This window comes from Colwellia sp. 20A7 (assembly GCF_009832865.1).
Lineage (GTDB): Bacteria > Pseudomonadota > Gammaproteobacteria > Enterobacterales > Alteromonadaceae > Colwellia.
In genome coordinates this window covers 1,136,149-1,150,216 of record NZ_CP047130.1, presented here as the reverse complement: position 1 = coordinate 1,150,216, position 14,068 = coordinate 1,136,149, and the positions used below count along the sequence as shown (strand labels likewise).

The 14,068-nt window shown below is 35.6% G+C and carries 14 protein-coding genes; 9 read left to right on the top strand and 5 right to left on the bottom strand.

Going from position 1 to position 14,068, the window contains the following annotated elements:
• Positions 1 to 37 precede the first annotated feature (37 nt).
• Genes GQS55_RS05005 through GQS55_RS04995 form a run of 3 tightly spaced genes read left to right on the top strand, consistent with a single transcriptional unit; the run spans position 38 to position 1,618 of the window.
• Positions 38 to 481 (top strand): YcfL family protein, encoded by a 444-nt coding sequence (locus GQS55_RS05005; RefSeq protein ID WP_159818526.1) that lies wholly within the window; start codon positions 38 to 40, stop codon positions 479 to 481.
• Between the two features lie 30 nt (positions 482 to 511).
• A complete protein-coding gene (gene lpoB, locus GQS55_RS05000; RefSeq protein WP_159818524.1) occupies positions 512 to 1,114 on the top strand; it encodes a penicillin-binding protein activator LpoB in 603 nt (200 codons plus the stop codon).
• Positions 1,115 to 1,141: 27 nt separating this feature from the next.
• Positions 1,142 to 1,618, top strand: coding sequence for a glycine zipper 2TM domain-containing protein (locus tag GQS55_RS04995; RefSeq protein ID WP_159818522.1), 477 nt, complete (start codon positions 1,142 to 1,144; stop codon positions 1,616 to 1,618).
• Between the two features lie 242 nt (positions 1,619 to 1,860).
• Here GQS55_RS04995 and GQS55_RS04990 read toward each other — a convergent pair whose 3' ends face one another.
• The 3 genes from GQS55_RS04990 to GQS55_RS04980 all read right to left on the bottom strand — a co-directional run bounded on the left by GQS55_RS04990 (position 1,861) and on the right by GQS55_RS04980 (position 4,215).
• Positions 1,861 to 3,066, bottom strand: a complete 1,206-nt coding sequence (locus tag GQS55_RS04990; RefSeq protein WP_159818520.1) for a bifunctional alpha/beta hydrolase/OsmC family protein — start codon at positions 3,064 to 3,066, stop codon at positions 1,861 to 1,863.
• A 278-nt stretch (positions 3,067 to 3,344) separates the two neighbouring features.
• Positions 3,345 to 3,659 carry a thioredoxin family protein gene (locus tag GQS55_RS04985; protein ID WP_159818518.1) on the bottom strand — a complete coding sequence of 105 codons (315 nt, stop codon included), beginning with the start codon at positions 3,657 to 3,659 and terminating at the stop codon, positions 3,345 to 3,347.
• Positions 3,660 to 3,729: 70 nt separating this feature from the next.
• Positions 3,730 to 4,215 carry a YHS domain-containing (seleno)protein gene (locus GQS55_RS04980; protein WP_159818516.1) on the bottom strand — a complete coding sequence of 162 codons (486 nt, stop codon included), beginning with the start codon at positions 4,213 to 4,215 and terminating at the stop codon, positions 3,730 to 3,732.
• A gap of 148 nt (positions 4,216 to 4,363) precedes the next feature.
• On the opposite strand from GQS55_RS04980, the gene GQS55_RS04975 reads away from it, so the two are divergent.
• A complete protein-coding gene (locus tag GQS55_RS04975; RefSeq protein ID WP_159818514.1) occupies positions 4,364 to 5,182 on the top strand; it encodes an AraC family transcriptional regulator in 819 nt (272 codons plus the stop codon).
• Between the two features lie 49 nt (positions 5,183 to 5,231).
• Here GQS55_RS04975 and GQS55_RS04970 read toward each other — a convergent pair whose 3' ends face one another.
• Both GQS55_RS04970 and GQS55_RS04965 read right to left on the bottom strand, forming a co-directional pair.
• The gene (locus GQS55_RS04970) at positions 5,232 to 7,811 is read right to left on the bottom strand and encodes a GGDEF domain-containing phosphodiesterase (protein ID WP_159818512.1); all 2,580 of its coding nucleotides are present in this window, start codon (positions 7,809 to 7,811) and stop codon (positions 5,232 to 5,234) included.
• 28 nt (positions 7,812 to 7,839) lie between these two features.
• Positions 7,840 to 9,384, bottom strand: coding sequence for a methyl-accepting chemotaxis protein (locus GQS55_RS04965; RefSeq protein WP_159818510.1), 1,545 nt, complete (start codon positions 9,382 to 9,384; stop codon positions 7,840 to 7,842).
• A gap of 188 nt (positions 9,385 to 9,572) precedes the next feature.
• Here GQS55_RS04965 and GQS55_RS04960 point away from each other — a divergent pair, with 188 nt between their 5' ends.
• The 5 genes from GQS55_RS04960 to GQS55_RS04940 all read left to right on the top strand — a co-directional run bounded on the left by GQS55_RS04960 (position 9,573) and on the right by GQS55_RS04940 (position 14,059).
• Entirely contained in the window at positions 9,573 to 10,136 is a 564-nt protein-coding gene (locus tag GQS55_RS04960; RefSeq protein WP_159818508.1) for a response regulator, read from the top strand.
• A gap of 135 nt (positions 10,137 to 10,271) precedes the next feature.
• Positions 10,272 to 10,985 carry a spondin domain-containing protein gene (locus GQS55_RS04955; RefSeq protein WP_201294565.1) on the top strand — a complete coding sequence of 238 codons (714 nt, stop codon included), beginning with the start codon at positions 10,272 to 10,274 and terminating at the stop codon, positions 10,983 to 10,985.
• 10 nt (positions 10,986 to 10,995) lie between these two features.
• Positions 10,996 to 11,745 (top strand): spondin domain-containing protein, encoded by a 750-nt coding sequence (locus GQS55_RS04950; RefSeq protein WP_159818506.1) that lies wholly within the window; start codon positions 10,996 to 10,998, stop codon positions 11,743 to 11,745.
• A gap of 59 nt (positions 11,746 to 11,804) precedes the next feature.
• The gene (locus GQS55_RS04945) at positions 11,805 to 12,548 is read left to right on the top strand and encodes a response regulator transcription factor (RefSeq protein ID WP_159818504.1); all 744 of its coding nucleotides are present in this window, start codon (positions 11,805 to 11,807) and stop codon (positions 12,546 to 12,548) included.
• Positions 12,549 to 12,577: 29 nt separating this feature from the next.
• Positions 12,578 to 14,059 (top strand): sensor histidine kinase, encoded by a 1,482-nt coding sequence (locus tag GQS55_RS04940; RefSeq protein ID WP_159818502.1) that lies wholly within the window; start codon positions 12,578 to 12,580, stop codon positions 14,057 to 14,059.
• The last annotated feature ends 9 nt before the right edge of the window (positions 14,060 to 14,068 follow it).

Below are 14,068 nucleotides of genomic sequence, written 5' to 3'. Positions count from 1 at the left end.
TATAATGCTAAAATAGACCTAACTTAGGAGTTTACTTATGAACCATAAATCTCGCACCATTTTAGCCTTAATAGTGGGCACTTTTTTGCTCAGTGCTTGTCAAAACATAGCACCGCTTACTTCAGGTATTGGCAGTAATCAAATAACACCAGAGCAAGCGTTTAGTGAACACTTACAAATAGACAACAAGCAACTTGGTTCTAAACTTTATATTAGCGATATCAAGTCACGCACCAATAATGATTTATTACAGGTCAACGCAATTTTAACAAGTACTTATAAAAAATCATTACAATTACAGTATCAATTTCAATGGTTTGATCAAGACGGTTTTGCTATTGAAGTAGGAAAAAGTCCATGGAAAGCGTTTGAGTTACACGGTATGCAAACAGCAACTGCCGCAGGCTTAGCACCATCAACCAATGCATCGAGCTTTAGCATTTATGTCCGTGAAGTACCCGAAAAGTTTTTTAAGTTTTAATTAACAGCACAAGTTATTAAGGAAAAAATTATGAATAAAATAGTATTAGCAACAAGCTTATGTATTGCCATAACAGCACTAGGTGGCTGTACCAATAAATCAGTCGTTCGATATGGTGATGCCGCAGCGGTAGAAACTACCGATATTAACTTTGGCTCAACCGATTTACAAAAAGTTGCCAGCCAAATGACTGACTCTTTATTACTATCACCCGTTGTTGGCACGTTAACAGCCAATACTCGACCTATTATTTTTGTAGAAAGTATAAAAAATAAAACCAGCGAGCATATAGACACCGAATCAATTACTGATTCTATTTCTACCAAACTATTACGCTCAGGTAAATTCCGTTTTGTTGATATGGGACGTGTTGCTGCGGTACGTGAGCAACTTGAATTTCAACAAAGTAGTGGTATGGTTGATACCAGTAAGGCTATCGCTTTTGGCCAGCAAGTCGGCGCACAATATATGTTATACGGAAATTTAGCCAGTATTGTTAAATCGAATAAAGATAAGTCTGATGTGTATTATAAATTTACTATGCGCCTGATGGATTTAAAAAGTGGCTTAGTAGAATGGGCTGACGAAACTGAAATTCGTAAAACGAAAGAAAAAGAGTTTGTAAGCTGGTAGTACAATGGATAGGAGGCAAGTAATATCATGAAATTAACAAGTCTTAAAATATTGGCTTTATTTATCATATTTTTTTTTAGCAATGATAGCTATGCCAACTATGATAGAAATAAAGCGGTACCTGTTGAGAAAGTTTTATTTGGTACCGTAATATCAGTACGTAACATCACTGATGAAACGCTGATTCAAGATAAGAACAATGGTTGGCATACCTTTGGTGGAGCCCTAATAGGTGGTGCTATTGGTAATCAATTTGGCGGTGGTAGCGGTAGAGATGTCGCAACAATATTAGGTGCTATTATTGGAGGTTCAACCGCAAATAATCGTCATAGCCAACCTAAAAAAGTCGTAATACGCTTGGTTGAATTAATGATCGAGGTCGACAGTGGTAAAAAGTTTATGGTGATACAAGATGTAGATCCACAAATGACATTTCATTCTTCGGATAAAGTGAGAATGATTTATTTAGAGAACAGTACCGTCAGAATAGATAAACAACGCTAACTTTTAGCAATACTAACGTTGAACTGGACGTTAGTATTGCTAATACTAAACAATAAACTATGAATATTTATCTTTACTATTATAAATTGGCTTAGCGAGCCTGAATGCTCTGAAATGATTATTATAACTTGATAGCCTTAACTGATAGCCTTAACTGATAGCCTTAACTGATAGCCTTAACAGGCAACTTTAGCTGATAAGGTTGTAGACCAAAGACTAATCTACAACATATCAGATAAACATTACTCCACTAAAGTAGTCAAAACTTGCGGGTTGTTGTGTAATGTTCTATGCACAGGGCATCGGTTAGCTATTTCCATCAGTCTTTCTTTTTCTTCATCGCTTAGTGGACCTAATAATTGTACCTTACGGATTAGTGCTTCCACCTTTTCATCATGCCCAGCAGCAGTACCATCCTCTCTTTTTAAAGAATCACGTACATGAGATAAAGAGACCTCTACATGCTCGAGTGGTATCTTTTTATGATCAGCATACATGCGAATAGTCATCGCGGTACAAGCCCCTAAGGCAGCAAGTAAATGTTCATAAGGATCAGGACCTGAATTTTTACCACCTTGCTCTGTTGGCTCATCAGCATACCAATGGTGATGATCAGTAGAAATATCTAACTGGAATTTATGATCAAGCTCGGCAACTAATACATGCCCTTTGCTAACACTTTTATTTGCTGTTTTAGGCATAGGTATATAACGACTTGCCCACCCCGAAATAGTTTGTGCTACATATTCACTGTCTATTGATTTGGATAAAAGGTGATCAGCGGTATCCAAGCTAACAAAACTTTTAGGATGTTTAGCCGCTTTATAAATTTTCTCAGCATCAGCAATATCGACAGTTGAATCAATAGGTGAATGTAATACGAGTAAAGCCTTGTTTAGGTGTTGAATATGAGCCGTTGTTTGATTACGTAAGTCATCTAAAAATTGCTTTTTAATGGTAAACTCTCGTTTTCCCAAGCTTACTTTTGCTTGCCCATCATTCTCTATTGTATCAATATGTGCATCAAAGTTGTGTATTACATGGCTTGCTTCATACGGAGCACCAATAGTCACTACAGCTTTTACTTTTGGAAGTTTATCAGCCATAGCTAACACCGCAGCACCACCAAGACTATGCCCTATTAATAATTGTGGCGCTTCGTAATTTTGCTCTAAAAAACTTGCAGCAGAAAGTAAGTCCTCGGTATTTGATGAAAAGTTAGTATTCGCAAAGTCACCATCACTGTTTCCTAAACCTGTAAAATCGAATCTAAACACAGCAAAACCGTGTTGCACCAAAAATCGACTAATTCTCGACGCAGCAGCAACATCTTTACCGCAAGTAAAACAATGTGCAAACAAAACATAAGCGCGTATTGCTTGATCTGGTGTTTCTAATAAACCCGCCAAGTATTGACCTTGACTAGGAAATTCTACCTTTTCTCTCATCTATTACACCCTCAGTTAATAATTGGTTTCACAAAAAAATACGATTCAAAAGCTAACGTAAAAACGATAACAAAGGCTTAGCCTTACCTTTCAGTCAACTAATGATAATTGTTGAATAGTAGATACCTTACCAGAATTATTAATCAATAGTATTGATGTTATCAACTCAATATTGAATAATTCGTAACAAAATAAGGCTCGCTTAAATACCAGTACAATCATCAATTTAATCATTTATATAAGCGCAGAGCTCCCCCTTAAATGATATAAGATAAAAACTAGGTAAGCTTCTCTAACCATTGCATTAATTGCTGTGGCGGCAAGCCTCCAACACGTTGATCAATAATTACATCGTCTTTCACTAGCATCAGTGTTGGCACACTACGTATACCATAATCAGAAGCAACTTTTGCTACGGTATCAACATCAATTTTAATCGTATTAAATCGATCACTCATCAACCCTGACACTCCCTCAATAATAGGCGACATTGATTTACAAGGTCCGCACCACGCCGCGGTAAAGTAGAGTAATGAATATTCCTGTTCTAGCAATAAGTCATCAATTGAGTCGGTTAATGTTAGTTGTTTCATCTGTAATTCCTCTTATAAGTAAGTGAGCTCGGCTTAATAAAAGCACCTTAAACCGAGTTCAGGTTAAGTACTAATCGAATACTTTTTCAATTTGCTCTTCAGTCAGTCCTTTAATACCAGACCAATTCGTTTGAGCGGTATCGATATAACCAGGAATATCAGTCACCCATTGTTTTTGTACATCTTTATTTAGATTTAAATACAGTTTACCTTCACGAATATGCCAAGCCGTTGGATCTGTATCAAATTTCTTATTCATCGCGACTCCCATTGCACAATAACCGCCATATTGCGGTGCATATTTAGCAGGCTCTGATTGAAATAAATCACGATTATCAGCGGTTGAAAATTGATAGATTGCACCGTTATACGCGGCTGTATATTTATTAGACCCCTTTGTTGGAGAGCTTTTTGTAAAATATGAAACGGTGTCATAGCCTTGAATCGCAATATCATTGTCATTTGCATTGACTTCAATATTTGCGGCAAAACTTAAACTGCTTAGTAATAAAGCAGAACTGGCAAAAGTTGATTTTATAATTGTTGAAAGTTTCATTTTGTTGCTCCGATATGTAATATTTAAGATTAGTTATTAATAAGGATCTTTTCCTTGGTTAATAATATAGTCCTTTCAATCACCTTAAAGGAATGACATAGTCCCAACTTTGAACCCAATCGTCCAAAATAGTTAAAAAGAGAATAAAATGGATCAACTATCAGTTATCTTGCAGCGTTTTTCGATGAATACCTCAGTATTTTTTACTGGCAACTTATGTGGCATTAGTAATTTCAATAAATCGCCAAATCAAGGTCATTTACACTTACTTCGTAATGGCGAGTTAACATTGATAGACGAACAAGGTAAATCGCTGTTAATTAATGAACCAGCCGTACTGTATGTGCCAACACCTCATACTCATCGTATTATTGCCAGTGAAGATAATCCTCCTGAACTAGTTTGTGCCAACATTATTTATAATGAAAATACATCTAACCCTATTGCTGATGCTCTACCATCCTTATTATTGTTCAAACTTAACGACTGTGAAAAACTGAACCAAACTGCACAGTGGTTATTTGATGAAGCCTTTCATGAACGATGTGGGCGATTACCAATGATTGAGTCGTTAACCAATATATTTCTTATTCACACACTTCGCCATGTGCTCGATAACAATATTATACAACACGGTTTATTAGCAGGTTTAGCTCACCCTTATATATCAACTGTTTTATTAGCTATGCATGAAGCCCCTGAAAGGCAATGGGGATTAGCAGAAATGGCAGAGCTAGCATTAATGTCACGCTCAAAATTTGCAGATGTATTTAAACGTACGGTTGGTCAAAGCCCTGGAAATTATTTAATTGATTGGCGCATTAATGTCGCCAAAGTATTATTAAAACAAAATAAACCAGTAGCAGTAGTTGCTAATACCGTTGGTTATGAAAATGGCTCGGCATTAGCAAGAGTCTTTAGGAAAAAATTAGGGATTTCACCTAAGCAATGGCTTGAAAAAAATTAACTTGATACAAGTAAATTGTCTGTGTGAGTATTGTAATGAATAAGATATTTCACTGCCACTTTTCAAGCCATTGCTCAGGCGTTAAGGGTTTAGAGAAATAATACCCTTGTATTACGTTACAGCCACGCTTGGACAAATAATCAAGTTGTTCTTTTGTTTCTACTCCTTCCGCGACTACCATAAGACTTAACGCCTTAGCCATATGAATAATACTATTAATAATGGGAATTTCGTCGGTTACGTTAGTAATATTATCAACAAAAGATTTATCAATTTTTAGTTCTGATATAGGTAAATGATTAATATAACTTAAGCTTGAATAACCTGTCCCGAAATCATCTAATGAGAAATTAATTCCCTTTTCTTTTAATGACTGCATTTTACTAATAACTAAATCAAAATCTGCAATAAGGGCACTTTCCGTTAATTCTAATATCACCATTGAATAAGGTATTTGATACTTATCAAGCTTAACTAACAAGTTATGGTTAAAGTTCGGTTGAGCAACCTGCTTTGCACTTAGATTAATAGAAACAGGAGTAACCTCTGTTGAATATTCTTGTCTTTGTGCTATCAACATACATACTCTTTCAATAACCCAATCACCCAACTTAATAATTGCGCCATTCTGCTCAGCTAAAGGGATAAATTCGGCAGGAGAAACAAAGCCTAATAAAGGTGATCGCCATCTTACTAAAGCTTCTGTTCCAACAATATCTCCCGCTATTGAATATTGTGGCTGTAATGCAAGATCTAGTTCGTTGACAAAGCTTCTGCTTTTCATGGCGAGCGATAACTCAGAGTACCGTTTTAAAATAAGCGTTTCATTTTTATGGGAAAATATATAACTATTCCCACCATTTTTTTTAGCATTAGAAACAGCTAATTCTAATAAAGGCTTAATATCAATATAATTAATTTCGTTGGTCGGGGTATTTAATATACCAATACTGGCTTGAACATTGATCAAGTTATTTTTAATAATAACGGGCTGTCTGATTGTTTTTAGTAAAATATCAGCTAAAACTTTATTTGAATCAATAGATGAATTATCACAATTAACATGTTCATTTGCGCTTAAAATAACATAAAAACTATCTGCGCTACTTCGATATAAAGCACCAACATTAGCTAAACACTCTTCTAATCTCGCTGCCGTTTTATGAAGAACTTTATCACCAATTTTTTCACCATAAGCTAAATTTATTTGTGAAAACTTATCTAAATTTACCAAGAATACGGTTAAATTCTCATTCATTGATAAGGTTTTAGCGAACCTTTTTTCTAGCGCTTGTTCAAAAGAATAACGATTCAATACTCCGGTCGATTCATCATAATAGGCGAGCTTATGGATTTCTTTTTCGGCTTTTTTTCTTTCAGTAATATCTCGAACAATACCAATAAATAATTTTTCTTCACCATTTAATATTTCAGATATAGATAATTCCATAGGAAAAATACTGCCATCTTTTTTCATTGCGGGCAGCTCTCTCCCAATACCAATAATTTTTGCATCTCCTGTTTCCAAGTAATTACTCATATATTTGTCGTGGCGAGTAGCAAATGGCTCAGGCATCAACATAGAAACATTTTTACCTATTAACTCTATAGGTGTATAACCAAAAATCTTTTCAACTATTCGGTTTGCAGAACGAATAATGCCTTTGTTAGAAATGGTGACAATACTGTCGTTTAAATTATCAACGATTGTTTTTAGGTTTTTACTTGTCGATTTTTGAGTATTAAGCAACCGTTTTTCTTCTGTTATATCTTCAAAAGCGCCATAAATGTGTGTCGCAATACCTTGGGAGTTATTTCTAATTTGTCCTGTTGTTTTTACCCACTTATGCCTACCTTTACCATCGATAAAAGGTAACTCTAGTTCGTAAGGCTTTAATTGTGATACGGCTAAATTAAAGTTTTCTTCTATTAGCTTTTGTGACTCTGGACTATAGAAATCAATACATTCACTTAAAGCAAGGTTATCGTTAGACGATAACCCATGAATGCGAAAAGTTTCAGCGGTCCAATGAATTTCTCCTGTAGATATTTCATAATCCCACCCCCCAACTTTCGCAAGTGACTCTATCTCTTTCATTAATTGATATTGATGTAATAGCTCTTTTTCTACCACTTGTTTGTCAATAGCCATTATCGCCCGACTAAATAACTGTACTAAAATTCTACAGACAAAAAAAGTTTCAGGGCTCCATTGAATAGCATTTTTACTATCCCCTAAATAAATAAAACCTTTATTTATTCCTTTAATATGAATGGGAATTAACAAAATAGAAGAGACATTAAAAATTACTGCCATCTTACTTATATTAATATCAAGAGATGCATGAATATTACCATTATCAATAGTAACTTCAGAGGTGCTTATTAAAAATTGAAAAAACTCTGAATCATCTATTTTATTTACTAGTTTAGGCACTATTGCACTAGCTTTATTATTAAAAAAGTTAGCTTCACATTTATAACTTTTATTATCTTCGCTCAATAACCATAGTGCAGCGTTATCAACAGATAATAATGATGCTAAAGCATAAAAACCATCTTCAACCAATGGTGCCATATCACCAACATTTAAGGCTTCATTAAGTAAAGCGTTATCAGTTAGTGACATAAGAAGTTCTACGTATTTCATCATTGCCTTAACTGTTCGAACTCGAAAACGCTTTCCCTAATGAACCAAGCGCATTGGCACGATTACGAATTTCGTCTGTTTCATTTTCTACCGTATTAACCTGCTGTAGATTGTCTTGAGAGGCATCACTAATATTAATAATATTTCGACTTATTTCTTGCGAAACCATACTTTGCTCTTCTGATGCGCTTGATATTTGAAGTGTGAGATCAGATATATCAGTAAGCAGTGCATAGACTTCATTAACAACATCACGTGCTCCTGATGCTTTATCGACACACTCATCAGCAGAGTCTTTTCCTTTGGCCATAGTTTTTGACCATATTAGCAATGTATTTTGAATTTCTGAAATGGATGTTTGTATCTGCTCTGTTGCTGCGTGTGTTCTACTAGATAAAGCTCGTACTTCATCTGCCACAACAGAAAAGCCTCGTCCGTGCTCACCAGCTCTTGCTGCCTCAATAGCAGCATTTAACGCTAATAAATTGGTTTGATCGGCAATACCTTGAATTTCATTCATAATACTCCCTATTTTTTCTGCTTCGCTAGCGAGTTCTGAGGCTGATGAAGCAGATTCTGCAACTTCTTGGGCAAGTAGGTTAACTTGATCCATCGTGTGCTGCATTGCGTGGGTAGCAGTTTCACAGTCGTGATGTGCTTGATTAACTTTTTGTGAGGTAAATGTTGTACTTTTAGCAACTTCCTCAATAGTGACAACCATTTCTTCTACTGCGGTTGAAACTTGATGAAGTTCGTGGGTTTCTTTTTCAGTACCCTCTTTCGCCTTTTTCGCCGCTTCAGATAAGTTAATTGCGCCCGACGTTAATATTTTACTGCTATCAAAAATGCGGCCTAAAATTGTCTTTATCTTCCCATCTGACATTTTAAAATGAAAGTCAGCAATACCTTGAGGCTTATTCCCTGAATATATAGCACGAGAAAGACTGTCATACTCTTGCGTTAACCTCTTAAAATATTGAGGAACACTAATAAGTTCGTTTTTATATATCAAGAATGGTAAGAAAGGAACCAAGAACATCGCGTATGGATAAGACAAGGCACTAAATAAAACTGCAAAACTGCTCCCCCAGTAAGCTAAATTTTTTATCGCCGTATTCTCATACCATTTATTAAGTGATTTACCTGCATTAACAGCCTTATAAGCTTTAATAGCATTTAACTTGGTTTCTTCGTTCAGCTTCGATCTAACAGACTGGTAACCAACCAGGCTGCCTTGTTCAAAAATTGGCGTAATAAAAGCATCGACCCAATAATAACGGCCATCCTTACAACAATTTTTTACTGCACCGCGCCAAGGTAAACCAGCGGCTAATTTTTTCCATAAATCGGCAAAGGCTGCGGAAGGCATATCAGGGTGTCTAACAATATTATGGTTTTGTCCAACCAGTTCCTCAAGAGAAAAACCAGAAATTCGACAAAAAGCAGGGTTTGCATAAGTAATAACACCACTTTTGTCGGTTGTTGAAACTAACTCATCGTCCTGTTGAAAATTAACTTCTTCATTAATAATTGATTTATTTCTCTTATTCATTTGACTTCTCGTTGTATAAGTATATTTATTTACACTAATTTACTTCATCCGTGTAAAACGACAAAAACGACAAAACACAACATATTTTACATCATATGAAATAAAAACACATTATATTGATCTAAGTTAATATATAGGCTGAACAGAGAGTTAGAATGAATTAACTGACAATAACGTATGGTTTAAACATGATAAAAAAAACACTGCTAACGACTTCTGAAGCCGCAGAATTATTACACGTTGTGCCAACAACTATACGACATTGGGCCAACATAGGACGATTGCCTTTTATAACCACACTGGACGGCCATCGTCATTTTGATAAGAACGATATTTTACATTTACTATCAAATACTCAAAACCTAAATAATATCAAACAAAATTTTTCAATATTAATTATTGATGATAATAAAGAATCTTTAGCTATGTTAACTAAGCTTTTAAAAAGCTACTTTCCTCACGTAGAAATAAAATGTGCTGATAATGGTTTTGACGCAGGCGACTTATTACATCGATTTAATCCTGATTTAATAATACTAGATTTAATGATGAATAGAATTGACGGTTTTTCAATTTGCCATAAAATAAAAACTACGCCTAGTACCAGAAACATTAAAATAATTGCGATAAGCAGTGTACTAGCTGATGATAATATAAAAGACATTATTGAACTTGGAGTTGAAATTTACATACAAAAACCTTTTAATCATGAACAGATAAAACAAATAATCAGCCCTATTATCTTTCAATAGCACTGTGATAACTTTGTGATAATTAAGTAATGAAACCGTGATAACTTTGTGACCTTCACACAACAACTCCCCTGCATACTTTCTCCTGAGTTTAAAAACACAAATCATAAATATTAAGAGAAGGTATACAGAACCATGAAAATAACATCTAAAAAATTAACTACTTTACTTAGCGTCAGCGCAATCGCATTTTCTAGCTCAGCGGTTATGGCCCAAGACTTATCAATTACCGTCACTAATTTAACGCAAGGATTACATTTCACGCCAATCGTTACATCTGCCCACTCAAGTGACAATCATATTTTCATGTCTGGTGCTACAGCTACAGCAGAACTGCAAGCAATGGCAGAAGGTGGTGACATTTCAGGTTTAGTTAGCTTGTTATCAAATATTGATGCTAATACCAATGAAAACCCTGCTGCAGGTCTTCTAGCTCCAGGTTTGTCAACTACTTACACTTTGACAAATGACAGTGCTAATACTCACCTATCATTAGCCGCAATGGTTTTACCTTCAAATGATGGTTTTGTTGGTTTAGATAGCTGGGAAATTCCAACTGAAGCGGGTACTTACACTATCAACTTAAATGCTTATGATGCGGGTACTGAAGCTAATAATGAACTAGTAAATGGTGGCGGTGCTCCAGGTGTATTAGGTATTCCAGCAGCACCAGGTGGCGATGCAGGTACAAATGGAACAGGTGTTACTGATACAGAAAGCAATACCACTATACATATTCATCGCGGAAACTTAGGTGATGAAATGGTTGATGGCGGTAAAAGCGATTTAAACAATAGCATTCACCGTTGGTTAAACCCTGTAGCTAAATTAACTATTACTGTTCAATAAGGAGAAGAATATGTTGAACTTTTCTTTAAATAACAATAATGCCAGAGCCAATACTTTGAAAAAAAGCAAAATGTTAATTGCATCAAGCTTATTATTAGTTTTATCGGCTTGTGGTAGTGACAATAATTCTGCTGACCCTGTTATTGAGACGCCGGCTACACCAGATGAGTATAGTTATTCAGTTACAGTAACTAATTTAACTTATGCGCAACCGCTTTCACCACTTGCTGTTATGTTTCATGGTGACAGTAAAATGTGGATTGCAGGTGAAGCGTCATCAACAGCTTTAGAGCAACTAGCCGAAAGTGGCGATAATAGTCAATTAATAGCTGACTCAAGTGTACTTGCTTCTGGTTCAGGTGAAGGTGTTGTTTTACCTGGTTCAGCGGACACTGTTGCAATCACAACAACTGATAGAAATGCAATTTATTTCACTGCTGCAACAATGTTAGTGAATACAAATGATGCTTTTACGGGTCTTACTGGTATAGATATATCTACAATGGCAATTGATGACGTGAAATCATGGAACTTAAACGTTTATGATGCGGGTACAGAAGCCAATAGCGAAGCGATGGGAACCATCCCTGGCCCAGCAGATGGCGGTACTGGTTTTGATGAAGCAAGAGATGATGTTGACTTTGTTGCGATTCATTCAGGTGTTATTAGCCAAGACGATGGATTATCTAGCTCAGTTTTAACTCAGGCGCATCGTTTTGATAACCCTGCGATTAAATTAACTATAACGCGTACACAGTAAGTTGAACTTGGCCAGTTATATCAGGTTAAATTAACTTGCGCTACTAACTGGCCAGTAATATGAAAGAAACAGTTTTAATTGTTGAAGATGAATACGATATTGCCAACTTAATCCAAGTGCATTTGTCAGAATTAGATATTGATAGTGATATTTGTTGTCATGGACAACAAGGGCTTGAACAAGCACTAAAGCAAAATTATCAGCTAATTATGCTTGATGTAATGCTTCCAGGCATTAATGGGTTAGATATTTGTCGACAAATTCGTCAAGAAAAACCGTTACAAGCCATCATAATGCTGACGTCAAAAACATCGGAAACAGATCGGGTATTGGGACTCGAACTTGGCGCTGATGATTACATGACAAAACCGTTTAGCATAAGAGAATTACAAGCAAGAGTTCGGGCGCAATTAAGACGAGCTCAAGCTTATTCTCAAAGAAACCAAACAAGTGAACCTGAAGAAAACAATAAAAACCAAATAGAACAAAAGCATAGTACTTGTATAGGGAAATTATTAGTTGATCAGCGCTATCATCAAGTAACTTATAAAGACAATGCGATTAATTTAACTTCCACAGAATTTGAGTTACTTGATTATTTATGCAAATACCCTGATCAGGTATTTTCTCGCGCTCAATTACTTGATGGTGTTTGGGGCTATAATCATAGTGGTTATGAGCACACGGTAAACTCTCATATAAATCGTTTACGCAATAAGTTAGAAGAAAATTGTGCAGATCCTCAAATTATTCAAACAGTTTGGGGTGTTGGCTACAAGCTAAACTCTGCTGGCGTTTTATAGTCATTCATTAGTATTTAAACGAGTTTTTCATGAAATTTTCACTTTATCAACGGCTAGCATTATCGGTGTGTTGCGCTTTCATTATATTGGCGTCTATGCTTTTTTATTGGAGCAATTCCTTAGCTGAACACTCAAAATTACAAGCAGAGCAAAGATTACATAGTCAGCTTGCCGAACATTTAGCGCATGATAATCCGCTATTACAAGATGGTGTCTATGATAAAACAGCATTAAAAAATTTATTTCATACCTTAATGTTATTAGGGCCTTCATTTGAATTTTATTTTCTAGATCCCGCTGGAAATATTATTACTTATTCCGCAGACGCCAACAAAATAAAGCGTAAAAAAGTAAATTTAAGCCCACTAGTTAACTTAATTTCAAATCCCGACATTATGCCTGTATTAGGTGATGATCCTCGTGATTTAAATAAACAAAAAATATTCTCAGCCGCGCCAATTTATCGTGGTGATAATTTACAAGGTTATTTATATATTATTATTGGTGGAGAAATATATGACTCTATTTTTAGCCAAGTGAAAAGTGATGAACATTTACAACAGTTTGGTGCCATTTTCATTGGCTCATTATTACTGCTTCTACTTATTCTATTAGCAGTATTTCGTTACTTCACTGCACCAATAAAACAACTTGCAAATGAGATGAAAGCGATTAATGACGTTAAATTTGATCAATCTAAAGTTACATTAACGCATTGGGAGCATCCGCAAAATAATGAAGTCCATATGCTTGGCTCTAGCTTTAACGCCATGGTTAATCAAATCAACCAACAATTATCACAACTGACTGAAAATGATCGTGTAAGAAGTGAGTTATTAGCACATTTATCTCATGACTTGCGTACACCACTAGCGACCATGCAAGGGTATATAGAAACGATAGTCATGAAAGGTGATAAATTAACAGAATCTACCCGTGCAGATTATATGGCAACAGCTCAACGAAATGGTATGCAATTAAAACGCTTGATTGATCAAATATTTGAATTAGCCCATTTAGAAGATGGGCAAGTAACCGTAAGCCTTGAGACATTTGCTGTTGGCGAGTTACTGCATGACATTATTGCTAAGTTCGCACTTAAAGCACAAGAGAAAGGTATTCGTTTAAGCCTACAACCACAACAATGCCGTTTTGTAGTTTATTCTGATATCGCCAAGCTTGAACGTATAATCACGAACTTGTTGGAGAACGCAATAAGACATACCAAAGAAAATGGTGAAGTTGCGATCATTGTTAATCAGCTAACAGATAAAATAAAGGTTTCAGTTACCGATAACGGTTCGGGGATTAGTAAAGAAGATATTGCTTATATTTTTGACGCTAGATATCGAGCAAGCAACGCTATTGAAGACAATACAACTCATGCGGGTTTAGGTTTAGCCATTAGTCAAAAGCTGAGTAAAATATTAAATTCTGAGCTTTTTGTTGAGAGCGAGTTAGGGCAAGGTAGCAGTTTTTCATTGTCTTTACAGCAAGTACATCACTCATAATTAACGGCT